The sequence below is a fragment of the [Empedobacter] haloabium genome (assembly GCA_008011715.2).
GTDB lineage: Bacteria > Pseudomonadota > Gammaproteobacteria > Burkholderiales > Burkholderiaceae_D > Rugamonas > Rugamonas haloabia.
Genome location: CP136508.1, coordinates 994,772 through 1,011,708 on the forward strand (window position 1 = coordinate 994,772; position 16,937 = coordinate 1,011,708).

The 16,937-nt window shown below is 65.2% G+C and carries 12 protein-coding genes; 8 read left to right on the forward strand and 4 right to left on the reverse strand.

All coding sequences use genetic code 11. The features are described 5' to 3' along the window. Window position 1 precedes the first annotated feature (1 nt). The 6 genes from guaD (at window position 2) to E7V67_004530 (ending at window position 11,273) form a co-directional block, all read left to right on the forward strand. Window positions 2–1,312, forward strand: coding sequence for a guanine deaminase (gene guaD, locus E7V67_004505; protein ID WUR14370.1), 1,311 nt, complete (start codon window positions 2–4; stop codon window positions 1,310–1,312). A gap of 29 nt (window positions 1,313–1,341) precedes the next feature. After that, window positions 1,342–2,799 carry an adenosine deaminase gene (locus E7V67_004510; protein ID WUR14371.1) on the forward strand — a complete coding sequence of 486 codons (1,458 nt, stop codon included), beginning with the start codon at window positions 1,342–1,344 and terminating at the stop codon, window positions 2,797–2,799. Window positions 2,800–3,686: 887 nt separating this feature from the next. Beyond that, complete coding sequence (locus E7V67_004515) at window positions 3,687–7,124, forward strand: TonB-dependent receptor (protein ID WUR14372.1); 3,438 nt, start codon at window positions 3,687–3,689, stop codon at window positions 7,122–7,124. A 159-nt stretch (window positions 7,125–7,283) separates the two neighbouring features. After that, on the forward strand, window positions 7,284–8,963 hold the full coding sequence (locus tag E7V67_004520; protein WUR14373.1) for a bifunctional metallophosphatase/5'-nucleotidase: 1,680 nt from the start codon (window positions 7,284–7,286) through the stop codon (window positions 8,961–8,963). 10 nt (window positions 8,964–8,973) lie between these two features. Next, a complete protein-coding gene (locus E7V67_004525; GenBank protein ID WUR14374.1) occupies window positions 8,974–10,215 on the forward strand; it encodes a phospholipase D-like domain-containing protein in 1,242 nt (413 codons plus the stop codon). Next, complete coding sequence (locus E7V67_004530) at window positions 10,212–11,273, forward strand: S1/P1 nuclease (protein ID WUR14375.1); 1,062 nt, start codon at window positions 10,212–10,214, stop codon at window positions 11,271–11,273. Before E7V67_004525 ends, E7V67_004530 begins: the two co-directional genes overlap by 4 nt. Window positions 11,274–11,292: 19 nt before the next feature. Here E7V67_004530 and E7V67_004535 read toward each other — a convergent pair whose 3' ends face one another. Further along, entirely contained in the window at window positions 11,293–12,048 is a 756-nt protein-coding gene (locus E7V67_004535) for a DeoR/GlpR family DNA-binding transcription regulator (protein WUR14376.1), read from the reverse strand. A gap of 71 nt (window positions 12,049–12,119) precedes the next feature. Between E7V67_004535 and E7V67_004540 the strand changes: the two genes are divergently transcribed. Beyond that, entirely contained in the window at window positions 12,120–12,731 is a 612-nt protein-coding gene (locus E7V67_004540; GenBank protein WUR14377.1) for an NUDIX domain-containing protein, read from the forward strand. Between the two features lie 31 nt (window positions 12,732–12,762). Next, window positions 12,763–13,080, forward strand: a complete 318-nt coding sequence (locus E7V67_004545; GenBank protein ID WUR14378.1) for a c-type cytochrome — start codon at window positions 12,763–12,765, stop codon at window positions 13,078–13,080. Between the two features lie 220 nt (window positions 13,081–13,300). On the opposite strand, the gene E7V67_004550 is transcribed toward E7V67_004545, so the two are convergent. From E7V67_004550 to E7V67_004560, 3 genes are read right to left on the reverse strand one after another with little or no spacing between them, the layout of a single operon-like run. Then, window positions 13,301–14,272, reverse strand: coding sequence for an ABC transporter permease (locus E7V67_004550; GenBank protein ID WUR14379.1), 972 nt, complete (start codon window positions 14,270–14,272; stop codon window positions 13,301–13,303). A gap of 4 nt (window positions 14,273–14,276) precedes the next feature. Further along, window positions 14,277–15,359: an ABC transporter permease gene (locus E7V67_004555; protein ID WUR14380.1), complete on the reverse strand. Its 1,083-nt coding sequence runs from the start codon at window positions 15,357–15,359 to the stop codon at window positions 14,277–14,279. Beyond that, window positions 15,356–16,882 (reverse strand): ABC transporter ATP-binding protein, encoded by a 1,527-nt coding sequence (locus E7V67_004560; GenBank protein ID WUR14381.1) that lies wholly within the window; start codon window positions 16,880–16,882, stop codon window positions 15,356–15,358. Before E7V67_004560 ends, E7V67_004555 begins: the two co-directional genes overlap by 4 nt. Window positions 16,883–16,937 lie beyond the last annotated feature (55 nt).

The window sequence follows — 16,937 nt, forward strand, 5'->3', positions numbered from 1 at the left end:
TATGCAGACAGCATCACCCGTGCAAGGCTACCGAGCCGGCTTGTTGCACTTCCACGCCGATCCGGCCTTCGCCGCGGACGCGCATGCATGGCACGAGGACGGCTTGCTGATCGTCGCCGACGGCAAGGTCGTCGCGGCCGGCGATTACGCGCGACTGGCGCCGACACTGCCGCCGGATGCCCAGGTGACGGACTATCGCGGCAAGGTGATCACGCCGGGCTTCATCGACGCGCACGTGCACTACCCGCAGACGGACATGATCGCCTCGCCGGCGCCGGGCCTGCTGCCCTGGCTGGAGCAGTACACGTTCCCGACCGAGCGTGCGTTCGCCGATCCGGCCCACGCGGCCGGCGTCGCGGAGTTCTTCCTGGACGAGCTGCTGCGCTGCGGTACCACGACGGCGCTGGTCTATGCCACCGTGCATCCGCAATCGGTCGATGCGTTCTTCACCGCCAGCGAGGCGCGCGGCCTGCGCATGATCGCGGGGAAGGTGCTGATGGACCGTCACTGCCCGGACTTCCTGTGCGATACGGCGGAGCAGGGCGCGCGCGCGACGGAAGAGCTGATCCGGCGCTGGCACAAGCACGGCCGCTCGCTGTACGCGATCACGCCGCGCTTCGCACCCACCTCCACCGAGGCACAGATGGCGCTGGCCGGCGAACTGGCGCGCGCCTATCCCGATACCTTCCTGCAGACCCACGTGTCGGAGAACGAGGACGAATGCCGCTGGGTCAAGCAGCTCTATCCCGAGGCGCGCAGCTACCTGGACGTGTACGACCGCTATGGCATGCTGCGCCCGCGCGCCGTGTTCGGCCACTGCATCTGGCTGGACGAAACGGATCGCGCCCGGATGGCCGAGACGCGTGCGGCGGCGGCGGTATGCCCGACGTCCAACCTGTTCCTGGGCAGCGGCCTGTTCGACTTCGAGCGGGCCGATCGCGCCGGCATGCTGATGGCGCTGGCCACCGACGTGGGCGCGGGCACGTCGTTCTCGATGTTGCAAACGATGAATGAAGCCTATAAAGTAGCGCGCTTGAAGGGCAGCTACCTGCCGGCGCTGCGCATGTTCTACCTGTCCACCCTGGGCGCCGCGCGCAGCCTGCACCTGGACGACACGATCGGCAGTTTCGCGGCCGGGCGCGAAGCGGACTTCATCGTCCTCGACCCGCAGGCCACGCCGCTGCTGGCACGCCGCACCGCCAACACGGACAGCCTGGAAGAACTGCTGTTCGCGCTGGCGCTGCTGGGCGACGACCGCGCTATCGCGGCCACGTATTCGGCCGGCTGCCGGGTGCATGTGCGGCAGGGCTGACCCTCCCTCAACCGAACCGGGACCGTCCAATGCAGAAAAAACTCATCGCCGCCGTCGTCTTGACTGCCTTTGCCGCCGGCGCCCACGCCGCCAGCAACGAAGACATCGTCAAGCGCCACTTTGCCACGCTGGTCGGCGCGCAGCCGAAGACGGCCGAACTGACGATGTTCCTGACGATGATGCCCAAGGGCGGCGACCTGCACCACCACTACTCCGGCGCCATCTACGCCGAGCAGTACCTGGAATGGGTCGACAAGCAGGGCTGGTGCGTCAGTAAGACCAACTTCCGCATCAATACCGACAAGGCGGTCGTCGCGGCCGAGCAGGCCAAGCCGGCACCTCTGCGCGGCTGCGTCTCGGGCAGCGACGTGGTGGCGGACAACAATGCCTACCGCGCCTTGCTGCAGAAGTGGTCCACCCTGGACTTTTACAACCACGGCGCCGACCAGTTGCCGCCCGACCAGACCTTCTTCGACACCTTCGGCTACTTCGGTCCGGTCGCCTCGACCAATACGGCCGAAGGCCTGCGCACCCTGAAGGCACGCGCGATCGCCGAGAACCTGTCGTACATCGAGACGATCTTCGAGTTGGCCCCGATCACGGCGGACGCGGAGTTCGACAAGCTGCTGCAGTCCCCAGGCTTCGACAGCGGCAAGCTCGAGGCCGCACTGGCGGCGCTGGCCACGCGCCTGGAAGCCGATCCGTCGTTCGCGAAAGGCATCGCCGACTACGTCGCCAACGTGCAGGCCAGCAGCGCCGGCATCGACGACGAGCAGTTCACGATGCGCTACCAGCCTTACGTGCTGCGTTTCCTGTCGCCGTCCGTCGTGTTCTCGCAGATGCTGGCCAGCTTCAAGCTGGCCAAGGCGGAGCCGCGCATCGTCGGCGTCAACATCGTGGGGCAGGAAAGCCTGAACGTGTCGATGCGCGACTACAGCCTGCACATGCGGATGTTCCAGTTCCTCAAGTCGAAGTATCCGGACGTGAAGACGGCGCTGCATGCGGGCGAGCTGAAACTGGGCATCGTGCCGCCGGAAGGGCTGACCTTCCACATCAGTGAAGCGGTGCAGGTGGCGGGCGCCGACCGGATCGGCCATGGCATCGACATCGCGCACGAAAAGGATGCGCTGGGGGTGCTGCGCACGATGCGCGCACGCAAGGTGCCGGTCGAGGTCAACCTGACCAGCAACGAATTCATCCTGGGCGTGAAAGGCGCCGACCATCCGGTCGATCTGTACCGCCGGCACGGCGTGCCGTTCGTGATCTCGACGGACGACGCCGGCGTGACGCGGCATAACCTGTCGAACGAGTACGTGCTGTTCGCCACGCGCTACAAGACGGACTATGCGGAGGTGAAGAAGCTGTCGTACGACAGCATCCGCTACAGTTTCCTGGCCGACGGGGACAAGCAGCGGCTGATCAAGCAGCTCGACGGCCGGTTTGCCAGGTTCGAGGCGGAGATCGCCCGCTCGTTGGCCAAGCAATAATCTCAAGACACCGCGGCGCCTCTGGGCTTGGGGTCTGTCCCTTCGGGACTGACCCCGGTTTTCCAAGCTGCCTCAGACGATTCCGGGACAGTCCCGGAATTTTCGGAAAGCTTATCCGCTAACGAATAAAACCGGGGTCAGTCCCAGAGGGACAGACCCCAAGCTCGTCTGTTCGTGGCACTTCGCCTTACACCAAGTTCGAGGCGGATATTGCCCGCTCGGTAGCAAGGTAGTAGGCGCGCATGGGGTCTGTCCCCATCGGGGACTGACCCCGAAGTTTGGCTGCGCTCCCTGGGAATCGATAACAAACTTCAGGGTCAGTCCCCTGCGGGGACAGACCCTAGAACAGCAAAAAAATATCCCGGCAGCCCCCGCCGCCGGGATATTCCCCTTCCTCGGCATCTCTTTCGGCCATCCCAAACCGAAAATCTTGCCTGCTCTTCTACTTAGTTCGACAACTGTGTGGTCTCGGCGCTACAGATTGTGGTACGCCTGCCACCGTTTTTCTAATTTCTAAATGAAATAATTTCACTTAGAAGACGGTCATTTATAATGCCGCCGTCAGCCCATCCCCGGTAGCGAACCCTTTCCCGTGTCATTTTTTCGTCGATTTATTGTTTGCGCATATAAATACGCTACCTAAATCGAATTTGTCACGACTTTAGCCCTCATGCATAGTTGGCTGACAGCTATGCATTCTAGGCCTGAAGGTGCGCCGCAGTTGTCACGAAACTGTCATAAAGGTGTCATGTTCATGACATCGAGCGCCGCTAGAATCCCGGGTCGGCCAAGCAGATTGCAACAAAAGTAAAGAGTGGTGTGGAAGATGCAACATGCAACAACTGCATCGATCATGCCAAGAAAACAGTCCTTTTTGGGGTTAGATAATGATGAATCACAAACGGCTCCGGCTAACGCAGATCGCGCTCAGCCTGTCCATCGCGCTGGCGTCGCTGCCGACCGTCGCGCAGAACACCACGTCCGCGATCGGCGGCCGCGTGCTGGGCGCGGACGGCAATCCTGCCGCGGGCGCAACCGTCACCATTACGCACGTCGAGTCCGGTTCTGTCAGCAACGTGACGGCTGACGCCCAGGGGCGCTACGTCGCGCGTGGCTTGCGCGTGGGCGGTCCCTACACGATCACGATCGAAAAGAACGGCGTGACCGAGAAGCGTGAAAACGTCTTCGTCAACCTGGCCGAAACGGCCAGCGTCGATGCCCAGCTGGGCCAGCCGATGCAGACCGTCGTCGTCGCGGGCAGCACCGTGCGCAACGACCGCTTCTCGAAGACCACGATGGGCGCCGGTACCAATATCAGCGCGACCGAACTGGCGATCCAGGGCTCGATCAACCGCAACCTGCAGGACTACGCCCGGACCGACCCGCGCGTCTCGCAGACCGACAAGGAACGCGGCGAACTGTCCGTGGCCGGCCAGAACAGCCGCTACAACACCCTGACCATCGACGGCGTGTCCGTCAGCGACACGTTCGGCCTGGAAGCCTCCGGCTCGCCGACGTCGAAGCAGCCGATCTCGATCGAAGCGATCCAGTCGGTGCAGGTCAACGTGGCCAACTACGACGTCACCCAGAAGGGCTACACCGGCGGCAACATCAACGCCGTCACGAAGTCCGGCACCAACAAGGTCAAGGGCAGCGTCTACTACGTGTTCCGTAACGACTCGACCGTGGGCGACCGCTTCAACCAGTCCACCGGCGAATACTACGAACCGGCCAAGTTCAAGGAAACGACCAAGGGCGCCACCGTCGGCGGCCCCCTGATCAAGGACAAGCTGTTCATCTTCGCCAACTACGAGAAGCTGGAATCGACCCGTACCGCGCCGTCCTTCGGCCCGGTCGGCAGCGCGCTGACCAACGTGGCGATCACGCCGAACGCCATCGCGCAGGCGCAGCAGATCGCCAAGAACAGCTACGGCCTGGACGTCGGCAACGACGTGGTGCCGGGCGGCACGATGCTGGACGTGACGGACAAGCTGCTGAAGTTCGACTGGAACATCAGCGACGATCACCGCGCCATGTTCCGCTGGTCGAAGACGGAGCAGACCGAACCGATCTTCCCGGGCCTGTCCGCCACCGGCATCTCGCTGAACTCGTACTGGTACAACCAGGCCAAGGTCATCGAAACCAAGGTGGCCCAGCTGACGTCCGACTGGACGCCGACGTTCTCGACCGAAGTCAAGCTGTCGGTGCGTGACTACGACAGCGTACCGAAGCTGAACTCGCAGCTGCCGCTGATCGGCCTGCGCTTCTCCGGCGCGCTGCCGGCCGGTGCGCCGGCGGGCACGTCCACCAACGACCGCTTCCTGAACTTCGGCACGGAAAACAGCCGCCAGCGCAACATCCTGGGCACCAAGACGGACGACTACTACGTCGGCGCCAACTGGCAGCTGGGCGCGCACGAAGTCAAGTTCGGCGCGGACTACCAGAAGAACGAGATCTACAACGCGTTCGTGCAGAACATCTTCGGCAACTACACGTTTGCCTGCCAGCAGGGTATCGGCTACGAATTCCTGCCGCGTCAGGCGAACGGCGCCGAAGGCGTACTGGCATCGTGCGGCAATACCGTCAACGCCGCGACGATCGAGGCAGCCGTGCTGGAGAACTTCCGCCGCGGTCGTCCGGTGTCGTACCAGACGACGATCGCCAACGCCGGCTACACGCTCGATGACGCGGTCGCCAAGTTCACGACGAAGAACACCGGCCTGTTCCTGCAGGATACGTGGACGATCAACCCGCAACTGACCATCAGCGGCGGCGTGCGCGTGGACAGTATCGACGTCGGTTCGCGTCCGCTGGTCAACGCCGCCGTGGCCGCGCCGACCGTGGCGCGCACGACGCCGACCGGCCGCCAGACCGGCGGTTTCGGCCTGGACAACACCAACACGTTCGACGGCCAGAAGCTGTGGCAGCCGCGTTTTGGCTTCAACTACAACCTCGAGTCCGCCCGTCGCACCCAGGTGCGCGGTGGCGTCGGCCTGTTCCAGGGTTCCGCGATGGCCGTCTGGCTGAGCAACCCGTTCCAGAACGCCGGCGTGGCAACGGCCGTGGCCGGTTGCGGCACCAGCGGCCTGGCCGCATGCGATACCCGTGGCGGCCTGTTCAGCTCCGACATCAACAATCAGCCGATTCCATCGACCGGCAAGCCTGCCGCATCGGTCGACATCCTGGCTCCTGGCCTGCGTCAGCCGTCCGTGTGGAAGGCCAACCTGGCCGTCGACCACGAACTGCCGTGGTACAACCTGGTCGTCAGCGCGGAATACCTGAAGACCGACGTGCGTGACGCGATCTACTACCGCAACGTGAACATCGGCGAAGCGACCCGCATCGGCAGCGATGGCCGCGAGCTGTACTACACGGCGCAAGGCTACAACACCGATTGCTGGAACTCGACCGGTGCCCGCATCACCACCGGCGCCTGCAACGGCCTGCGCGCGCGCTCCGGCGCCAACGCCAACTTCGCCAACGTACTGGTCGCGACCGGCACGAAGCAGGGCGGCAGCAACCTGGCCACCCTGTCGCTGAGCCGTCCGCTGATCTCGGGCCTGGGCTGGTCGGTGTCGTACACGTACACGGAATCGAAGGAAGTGTCGCCGCTGACGTCGTCGACGTCGAACTCGAACTGGTCCGGCCGTTCGGTGTTCAACCCGAACGAGGAAGTCGTCGCCAACTCGAGCTACCTGGTCAAGGACCGCATCAACGCGGTGCTGAACTTCCGCAAGCGCTTCTTCGGCGCGTACAACACGACCTTCGGCCTGTTCTACGAAGGCCGCTCGGGCAAGCCGTACAGCTGGACGTTCAACAACGACATGAACGGCGACGACCTGGCCGGCAACGACCTGATGTACATCCCGTCGAAGTTCGGTTCGGGTGAAGTCATCTTCAAGGGCGATACGGCGGCAAACCGCGCCAACGAAGAGAAGTTCTGGGCGATCGTGGACGGCAACCGCGCACTGCGCGACTCGGCCGGCAAGGTCGTGGGCCGCAACACCAGCTTCGCGCCATGGACCAACACCTTCGACCTGCGCATCTCGCAGGAAGTGCCGGGCTTCTGGCAGGGCCACAAGGGTGTCGTGACCTTCGACCTGTTCAACGTGGGTAACCTGTTGAACAAGAAGTGGGGCCGCATCAACGAAGTGGGCTTCCAGTCGGCCGGCGCGCAAGCCCGTTCGTTCGTGGACTTCGCCGGCATCGACGCCAGCGGCAAGTACATCTACCAGCTGCGCGACAAGGTCGAGGACTTCGACGTGCGCCAGGCCAAGGGCGAATCGCAGTGGGCCCTGCAGGCGACCGTGAAGTACGAATTCTAAGGTCCGCATGACTTAGTTTCACCGAAAGGCCGGCGAGCGATCGCCGGCCTTTTTTCATGGGCGAGCCGCTCTGTAACACAAGGTTTCACACGCAGATTTGGCGTGCAACGAGCTTGCTCCCCCCTGTACAATAAACGGTTCGAATTCCCTACCTGCGCCATGAAATTCTCCCTGCACACACTTGCCGCCGCGGCCGCCGCCTTCGTTCTGGCGGGCTGCGCCACGACCGCGCCCGGCACCGCCGAAATCAACCTGGTCGCACTGAACGACCTGCACGGCCACCTGGAAGCCGACAAGTTCACCTACGCCGGCGTGGGCGAAAAAACGCCGCGCACCGTGATGGCCGGCGGCATCGACACGCTGGCCGGCGCGCTGCAGGCCTGGCGCAAGGAAGACGGCGAGCTGCTGCTGGTGGGCGCGGGCGACATGATCGGCGCCAGCCCGGCGCTGTCGGCAATGTGGGCGGACGAGCCGACCCTGGGTGCGCTCGATCTGCTCGGGTTGCAGGCGACGTCGGTGGGCAATCACGAGTTCGACCAGGGCCGCGTCGAACTGCTGCGCCAGCAAAAGGGCGGCTGCGCGTCGCCCCGGCCGGACAAGGCCTGCCGCTTCGACGGCAGCTACGCCGGCGCGAAGTTCAGCTACCTGGCCGCCAACGTCATCGACGCCAAGACCCGCAAGCCCCTGCTGCCGGCCTACCGCATCCTCGAATCGAAGGGCGTGAAGATCGCCTTCATCGGCGCGGTGCTGCAGGACACGGCCGAGGTCGTGGCCGCCGCCGGCATCGCCGGCCTGCAGTTCGGCGACGAGGCCGATGCCGTCAACCGCCTGCTGCCGGAACTGCGCAAGCAGGGCGTGGGGGTGTTCGTCGTGCTGCTGCACCAGGGCGGCCGCACGGCATCCGAATTCGACAAGCAGTATTGCGACGACCTGGAGGGCGAGCTGGTCCCGGTCGTCAAGAAGCTCGACCCGGCCATCCGCCTCGTCATCAGCGGCCACTCGCACAAGGGTTACCTGTGCAAGGTGGGCGACAAGCTGGTCACCCAGGCGCAAATGGGCGGGCATATGCTGTCGCGCATCAAGCTGGTGGTGGACCGGCAAACGAACCGGCTGGTGGATGTCAGCGCGCGCAACGTCGTCATGGCGCAGGGCGCCTATCCGGCCGACCCGCGTGCCGAGGCCTACCTGGCCAAGGTGCGCGCGCGCGGCAATGCGGAACTGGCCAAGCCGGTGGCGAAGATCGGCGTGGCCTCCGTCACGCGCGCGCTGACCGGCAGCGACGAATCCGCGCTGGGCAACCTGATCGCCGATGCGACCCTGCACGCGGGCCGCCCGTTCGGCGCGCAGATCGCGTTCATGAACGTGGGCGGCATCCGTGCCACCCTGGAAACCGGGCCGGGCAACGTCGTCTCGAAGGGCCAGGCGCTGGCGGTGCTCCCGTTCGGCAATACGCTGACGGTGATGAACCTGACGGGCACGCAGATCCGGGCGCTGCTCGAGCAGCAGTGGGTCGGCGACAAAGTGGAATCGCGCGGCCTGCTGCAGGTCTCGGAAGGCTTCAGCTATAGATACGACCTGCGCAAGCCGGCCGGCCAGCGCGTGCTGGAAGTGAGCTTGAACGGTGTGCCGCTGGACGATAACGCGTCCTACCGCGTGGCCGCCAACAACTTCATCGCCGAGGGTGGCGACGCGTTCCCGATGTTCGCCAAGGGCACCAATCGCGCCGAGACGGGCGTGCGCGACATCGATTCGCTGACGTCCTATCTGACCTACCGCGAACAGCAGCGCAAGCCGGCCGGGCTGGCAGCCGAACAGCCGCGCATCCGCCGCGCGCAATAAGGAGAACATCGTGCGCCGTATTCTTGCCACCGCATTGCTGGCGGCCTGCGCCGGCAGCGCCCACGCCGACTTCCGCATCCCCGGCTTCGAGCTGGTGCTGACGACGCCTGTCGAGACGACGCTGGCCAATCCCGACCTGCGCGATCCCATCGCCGTCTGGTGCGAGCTGTTCGACAACGCCCGGCACGACATCGCGATCGGCCAGTTCTACGCCGCCGGCAAGGCCGGCAGCCCGTTCGACAAGGTGATCGAGCGGCTGGAAGCGGCCGGCAAGCGCGGCGTGAAGATCCGCTTCTTGCTCGACAAGAAAGGCATCGGGCTGTCCGACGCCGCCACCTTGGACCGCCTGCGCGCGATCCCGAACCTGGACCTGCGCATCCTCGACTACAGCCAGCTGACGGGCAACGGCATCATCCACGCCAAATACGTGCTGGCGGACGGCAAGGTGGCTTTTGTCGGTAGCCAGAACTTCGACTGGCGCGCGTTCACGCACATCCACGAGACGGGCCTGCGGATCGACGATCCCGTCATCGTCGGCCAGGTGGCGGCGATCTTCGAGCAGGACTGGCGCGCCCAGGCCGTACTGGCGCAGGGCGCCAAGGTGACGCCGCTGCAGGCCAAGGCGGCCGCGTTGCCGGCCCAGACCGAGCTGGCCCGCCCATCCTACCTGCTGGCCAGCCCGGCGGCGTATAACCCGCCCGGCGTGCGCGACTCCGAATCCGGCTTGCCCGCCTTGCTGGCCGAGGCCAGGGAAGAGGTGCGCATCCAGCTGCTCGATTACGCGCCGCTGTCGTACGGGCCGCAGGGCAAGCGGCCGTACTACGCGGTCATCGACAACGCCGTGCGTGCCGCCGCCAACCGCGGCGTGAGGATCAGGCTGATGGTGTCGAACTGGAACCTGGAAGCGCCCGCGCTGCCGTACCTGAAAAGCCTGGCGGTGCTGCCGAACGTGGAGATCCGCGTCGTCACGTTGCCGCAGGCGTCCAGCGGCTTCATTCCGTTCGCCCGCGTCATCCACAGCAAGACGATGACGATCGACGGCAAGCTGGCCTGGGTCGGCACCAGCAACTGGGCCGGCGGCTACCTGGACCTGTCGCGCAACCTGGAAGTCGTGCTGCGCAACGAGGCGATGGCGCGCCGCGTGAGCGCGCTGCACGAGCAGCTGTGGAGCTCGTCGTACGCGCAAAAACTGGACATCAATCGCGATTACCCGAAACCGAACAAGGCAACCGAAAAGGCAGCAACCGAATGAAGAAACTCGCATGCACGCTGGCGCTGGCCGGCGCTTTCGCCACCGTCTCCGCCAGCGCGCTGGCATGGGGCAATGACGGCCACCGCGCCGTCGGCGCCATCGCCGACAAGCTGATCAAGGGCAGCAACGCCGAGAAGCAGGTCGCGGCCCTGCTGCTGCCGGGCGAGAGCCTGGAGAAGGTGGCCACGTGGGCGGACTGCGTCAAGGGCAACTGGTGCGGTCCGCAGACGCCGGAGATGATCGACTACGTCAACGCCAACCCGAAGCATTCCGAGTACCACTACACGGACGTGCCGTTCCAGCTGGACGAATACCATGACCACGGCGTCGGCACATTCGACGACGACATCGTGCAGACCCTGAAGAGCGCGATCGCCGTCCTGCAGGGCAAGGACACGCCGCAAACCAACCCGCACCGCTTCAGCAAGCGCCAGGCGCTCTTGATCGTCACGCACCTGGCCGGCGACATCCACCAGCCGCTGCACGTGGGCGCCGGCTTCGTCGGCAAGAACGGCAAGTTCGTCGTGCCGAAGTCGCATGGCGAAGTGGATTCGCTGAACGTGTTCGACTCGCGCGGCGGCAACAACCTGCTGCTGGACGACGCCGTGCTGACGGCCACCAGCGACAAGCTGATTCCGCCGGCGCCGCCGAAGGAAGGCGCCGCGCCAGCCGCATCGAAGTCGCCGACGAAACCGTTCCATTCGTATTGGGACACCACGGTGGTGGATTACGCGATGCGCCGTTCCAGCACGCGCACGCCGGAGCAGTTCGCGCAGTACGCCATCGACAGCAAGCCCACGGTCTCCGTCAACACGGGCGACGTGTCGGGCTGGCCGTACCAGTGGGCCAACGAGTCGCTGGCGGTGTCGAAAGCGGCCCACAAGGACGTGACGGTGGGTGCCGTGTCGACGCAGACCAGCAGGAGCGGCGAGTCGTACAAGGTGTGGGCGCTGACGGTGCCGGAAAACTATCCGGTGCCATCCTCCGCGCTGGCACGCGAGCAGCTGATCAAGGGCGGGTATCACCTGGCGGCGCTGCTGCGGGCGATCTGGCCATAATTCGCCGATACCCCTGGGGTTAGGCCAGCGTCACCCCGATCCCCATCTCCCGATAAGGCGCCAGCAGCGCCTCGTCCGTCTCCGCGCTGACGACGATCCGGTCGATCGTCGCCAGCGGCGCGATCGCGAACGGCGCCGCCGTTCCCAGCTTTTCCGGCGAAGCCAGCACCACGGTGCTGCGCGCGGCCGCGCTGATCGCCCGCTTCATGCACGCCTCGTCGTAATCCCCTGTCGTGATGCCGGCCTCCGGATCGAGGCTGCACACACCCATGAAAAACACGTCGGTGTGGATCTGGCCGATGGCTTCCAGTGCCTGCGCGCCGCAGGCCACGATCGAGTGCTTGAAGAGCCGGCCGCCGATCATGATCACCTCCACATTCGGATGCTCGACCAGTTCCACCGCGATGGACGGGCTGTGCGTGACGACGGTGGCGCGCAGCTCGCGCGGCAGGGCGCGCGCCAGCTGCACGGCGGTCGTGCCGCCGTCGATGAACACCACCTGGCCGGGTTCGACCAGTGCCGCCGCCGCGCGTGCGATGGCGGGCTTGGTGTCGGTCGAGATGGTGGTGCGCACGGCGAAATTGGCCGCTGCCGGCGAGGCGGGCAGGGCGCCGCCGTGGACGCGCCGCAGCAGGCCTTCCTTGGCCAGCTCGCGCAGGTCGCGGCGGATGGTGTCTTCGGACAGGCCGAGCGACTCGGACAGGGTACGCGCCACGATCTGGCCTTCTTCGCCCAGGATCTTGAGCAGCAGTTGCTTGCGTTGACTGGTCAGCATATGCACGAAATTTCTTGAGATTGCACGATATTGCATGATATCGTAAAAATACGCAAACACGAGGAGCGATCATGCAGATCCGGATCAAGGAAGTGAAAACGCTGGCGGACGACTGGTACGTGCTGAAGAAAACCACGTTCGACTACCGCCGCCGCGACGGCACCTGGCAGACGATGTCGCGCGAGACCTACGACCGCGGCCATGGCGCCGTGATCCTGCTGTACAACCTGGCGCGCCGCACGGTGGTCCTGGTGCGCCAGTTCCGCTTCCCCGCCTACGGCTACGGCGGTGCGCACGACGGCTACCTGCTGGAGGCCCCGGCCGGCCTGCTCGACACCGCCACGCCGGAACAGCGCATCCGCGCCGAGGTGGAGGAGGAGACGGGTTACCGCGTGCATGACGTGCGGCGCGTGTTCGAGGCATTCATGAGTCCCGGCTCGGTGACGGAGCGGCTGTATTTCTTCGTGGCCGAATACGAACCGGACAGCCGCGTGGGCACGGGCGGCGGCGTCGAGCAGGAAGGCGAGGACATCGAAGTGGTGGAGCTGGACATCGATGCCGCGCTGGCGATGGTGGCCGATGGCCGCATCGAGGACGGCAAGACGATCATGCTGCTGCAGCATGCCGCGCTGGCGTTGTTCCGGGAAGGTAGCGGCGCGCCCACGGGCAGCGGGATGCTCTAGAATCGGGGCATACCACCACAGGAGAAAATCAATGAAACAAGTCGTTGCAGCAAGCCTGTTGTCGCTCGCCGCCGCCGTTGCCGCCAGCGCGGCGCATGCGGCCACGCCGGAAGAACTGGCGAAATCGAAGAACTGCATGGCCTGCCATGCGACCGCCACCAAGCTGGTGGGGCCGGCCTACAAGGACGTCGCCGCCAAATACAAAGGCCAGAAGGATGCCGAGGACAAGCTGGTGCAGAAGGTCATGAAGGGTGGCGCCGGCGTGTGGGGTCCGGTGCCGATGCCGCCGAATGCCGTGTCGGATGCGGAGGCGCATACGCTCGTGAAATGGATCCTGGCGCAGAAATGAGGGTTGGGGGGCTGCTTGGGGTCTGTCCCTTCGGGACTGACCCCGGTTTTAATCGCTGGCGCTTGAGCACCCTGGCGTTCTACAGGCGCTGATAAAAACCGGGGTCAGTCCCCTGAGCGTGCCAGCAACATGGCTCAGTGCCGACACTTACCGGGGACAGACCCCACCCCCCTAAAAAAAACGCCCGCAATCGCGGGCGTTTTTGCATCAGCACCGTCGCTCAGCGCGACTTCACGAACGGCACCCCGATCGCCTTCGGCGCCACCGACTTGGCCATCAGCCCGGCCAGCGCGATCACCGTCACCACGTACGGCACCATCTGGATCAGCGCGCCCGGGATGCGGCCCACGACCGGCAGGTCGACACCTTCCAGCTGGATCTGCACCGCCGTGAAGAAGCCGAACATCAGGCAACCCAGGAACGTGTAGAACGGGCGCCAGTTGCCGAACACCATGGCCGTCAGCGCCAGGTAGCCCATGCCGGCCGACATGTCGCGCAGGAAGAAACCGCTCTGCACGATCGCCAGGTAGGCGCCCGAGAAGGAGCACAGCGTGCCGGCGATCAGCATGGACGTGTAGCGGGTGCGCTCGACCGAGACGCCGGCCGCGTCGGCCGCGTGCGGGTTCTCGCCGCAGGCACGCAGGCGCAGGCCGAAGCGGGTGTGGTACAGCAGCCAGTGCACCAGCGGCACCAGCGCGAACGCGCCGTAGACGAGGATCGAGTGGCCGCCCAGCAGCTGGGTCCAGATCCAGCCCAGCACCGGCACGTCCGCCACGGCGGCGCTGCCCGGCAGGGTCACATATGGCAGGCGCGCCGCGCCCAGGTCGGGCGTGCGGCCGCCCTGCTGGAAGAAGTACTGCGCCACGACGAACGTCAGGCCGCTCATCGCGATATTGATGGCAATGCCGGCCACCAGCTGGTTGCCCTTCTGCGTGACGGCCACGTAGCCCTGCAGGGTGGCCAGTGCGATCGACACGGCCATGCCGGCCAGGATGCCGTACCATGGATTCTGCGTGGTGAAGGCCACGGCGGCGGAGACAAAGGCCGAGGCCAGGATCTTGCCTTCGAGGCCGATGTCGATGACGCCGGAGCGCTCCGCGAACAGGCCGGCCATCGCGGCGAAAATCAGGACCGGCGCGTTGCGCACGGTCGAGACGACGATACTGCCCAGATGAAGATCTTCGAAAGTCATGATCTCAGCCCTTTTTACCTTTGATCAGTTTGATGAGCACGGGCGCGTACAGGTTCTCCATCGCGCCGCAGAACAGGATGATCAGGCCCTGGATGAAGATGAACGTCTCGGTCGGAATGTTCGGCTTTTCCAGCGACAGGTCGAAGCCGCCCTGGATCAGCGCGCCGAACAGCACGGACGACAGGAAGATGCCGACCGGATGCTGGCGGCCCATCAGGGCGATGGCGATGCCGACGAAGCCGGCGCCGCCGACGAAGTTCAGCGACAGGTAGTGCGTCGAACCCATGATCGAGTTGACGGCGCCCAGGCCCGCCAGCGCACCCGAGATCAGCATGGTGACGATGATCATGGCGCTGATCTTCACGCCGGCATAGTGCGCGGCATGCTTGTTCAGGCCCGTGGCGCGCAGCTTGTAGCCCCAGGCCGAACGCGAGACGAACACGCCGTAGATCACCAGCGCCAGGATGGACAGGAAGAAGCTGACGTTGAGCGGCGTATCGCCCAGCGCCGGGAACCAGGCGTTCAGCGGCGGCAGCGCGGCCGCGTCGGAGAACACACGGCTGGCGGTATTCTGCTCGCCCGGCGGGATCAGGTACTTGACGATGACGAAGTTCATCAGCGAGGCGGCGATGAAGTTGAACATGATCGTCGTCACGACGATGTGGCTGCCCCGTTTCGCCTGCAGGTAGCCGGGGATGAAGGCCCACAGCGCGCCGAACAGCGCCGCGCCGAGCATGCCGACCGGGATCAGGAGATACCACGGCAGGGACGCGTCGAACGCCAGCATCGCCAGGGTCAGGCCCAGGCCGCCGAAATACATCTGGCCTTCGGCGCCGATGTTGAACAGGCCGGCCTGCATCGCCAGCGACACGGCCAGACCGGTGAAGACGAACGTGGACGCGTAGAACAGCGTGTACGACAGGCCTTCCGGATTGACGATGGCGCTGTTGACCAGGATGCGCATCGCATCGACCGGGTCTTCGCCCAGCAGGTGGATCGCCAGCGCGGCGACCAGCATCGCCGACAGCAGGTTCAGAAGCGGGAGGACAATGCCGGTTGCCCAGCGTGGCATATCGTTGGTAGTCATGATTTGTGCATCCCGCCCATCAGGAGACCGATGCGGGTGGTGTCGAATTCATTGATCGGCAGTTCGCCGGTGATGCGGCCGCCGCACATCACGAGGATGCGGTCGGCCAGCGCGCGCACTTCCTCCAGCTCGACGGAGACGAGCAGGATCGCCACGCCGGCGTCGCGCAGGGCCAAGAGCTGCTTGTGGATCGCCTCGATGGTGCCGATGTCGACGCCGCGGGTGGGCTGGCCGACCAGCATCAGCTTCGGCTGCGCCAGCACTTCGCGCGCGATCACGACCTTCTGCTGGTTGCCGCCCGAGAGCAGGCCGATACGCAGGTCCGGGTTGGGCGGGCGCACGTCGAATTCCTTCAGCAGTTCCTGGCAGCGGCTGGCGATGTGCTTGAAGTCGAACAGGCCGAACTTGCCTTTCAGGTGGTCCTGGTAGCCCAGCACCGTGTTCTGCATGACGGAGAAGCTCTTGACGACGCCGTCGCGCAGGCGGTCTTCCGGCACGTGGGCGATGCCCAGGTCGCGGAATACCAGCGGCAGGCCGTCCGCATCGTGGCGGCCGTAGGGCAGCGGCTTGCCCTCGAAGTCGGCGCCGCCGGACGAGGGCAGGCGCATGCCCGACAGGACTTCCATCAATTCGCTCTGGCCATTGCCGGAGACGCCGGCGATGGCGACGATCTCGCCCGCGCGCAGGGTGAAGCCGATGTCCTCCAGCAGGGAAACGCCGCTGCTGTCCTTCAGCTGCAGGTCGCGCACTTCCAGCACCGGCTTGCCCGGGTTGTAGGGCGCGCGCGGCAGGTTGTTCTCGATCGGGCGGCCCACCATCATGTTGGCCAGTTCCTCCTTCGAGGTCTGCGCCGTCTGCACCGCACCGACCACGCGGCCGGCGCGCATCACCGTCACGCTGTCGGTGATGTCCATGATCTCCTGCAGCTTGTGCGTGATCAGGATGATGGTCTTGCCCTGTTCCTTGAACAGGCGCAGGATCTGGAACAGCGATTCCGTTTCCTGCGCGGTCAGCACGGCCGTCGGCTCGTCCAGGATCAGGATGTTGGCGCTGCGGTAGATCTGCTTGAGGATTTCGACGCGCTGCTGCGCGCCCACGGACAGGTCGTGGATCGTCGCCAGCGGATCGACGTCGAGCCGGTAGGTGGCGCAGATCTCGCGCAGCTTCTTCTCGGTGGCGGCGCGGTGGGCCGACAGGCGGAAGCCGCCCTCGGTGCCCAGCATGACGTTATCGAGCACGGTCATGTTATCGACCAGCATGAAGTGCTGGTGCACCATGCCGATGCCGAGGCGGATCGCTTCCTGGCTGGTACGGATCTGCCGTGCGTGGCCGTCGAGGAGGATCTCGCCGGCGTCGGCATTGTAGTAGCCGTACAGGATGCTCATCAGGGTCGACTTGCCGGCGCCGTTCTCGCCCACGAGGCCATGGATGGCGCCCTTGGCGATCGCGAAGCTGACGTCCGTATTCGCCTTGACCGCTCCGAAGTGCTTGGAGATGCCGCGAAATTCAACTGCTGGCTGCATAGGATTTTAGGATGGTTTTACTGAAAAACGCGCCGCAGGGGAGATGCCCCTGCGG

Bases quoted from the DNA above. Each gene is read 5' to 3' on its own strand.
- E7V67_004545 (WUR14378.1), top strand. From the start codon at position 12,763: ATGAAACAAGTCGTTGCAGCAAGCCTGTTGTCGCTCGCCGCCGCCGTT.
- E7V67_004535 (WUR14376.1), bottom strand. From the start codon at position 12,048: ATGCTGACCAGTCAACGCAAGCAACTGCTGCTCAAGATCCTGGGCGAA.
- E7V67_004560 (WUR14381.1), bottom strand. From the start codon at position 16,882: ATGCAGCCAGCAGTTGAATTTCGCGGCATCTCCAAGCACTTCGGAGCG.
- E7V67_004540 (WUR14377.1), top strand. From the start codon at position 12,120: ATGCAGATCCGGATCAAGGAAGTGAAAACGCTGGCGGACGACTGGTAC.
- E7V67_004530 (WUR14375.1), top strand. From the start codon at position 10,212: ATGAAGAAACTCGCATGCACGCTGGCGCTGGCCGGCGCTTTCGCCACC.
- E7V67_004550 (WUR14379.1), bottom strand. From the start codon at position 14,272: ATGACTTTCGAAGATCTTCATCTGGGCAGTATCGTCGTCTCGACCGTG.
- E7V67_004510 (WUR14371.1), top strand. From the start codon at position 1,342: ATGCAGAAAAAACTCATCGCCGCCGTCGTCTTGACTGCCTTTGCCGCC.
- E7V67_004520 (WUR14373.1), top strand. From the start codon at position 7,284: ATGAAATTCTCCCTGCACACACTTGCCGCCGCGGCCGCCGCCTTCGTT.
- guaD (WUR14370.1), top strand. From the start codon at position 2: ATGCAGACAGCATCACCCGTGCAAGGCTACCGAGCCGGCTTGTTGCAC.
- E7V67_004555 (WUR14380.1), bottom strand. From the start codon at position 15,359: ATGACTACCAACGATATGCCACGCTGGGCAACCGGCATTGTCCTCCCG.
- E7V67_004515 (WUR14372.1), top strand. From the start codon at position 3,687: ATGATGAATCACAAACGGCTCCGGCTAACGCAGATCGCGCTCAGCCTG.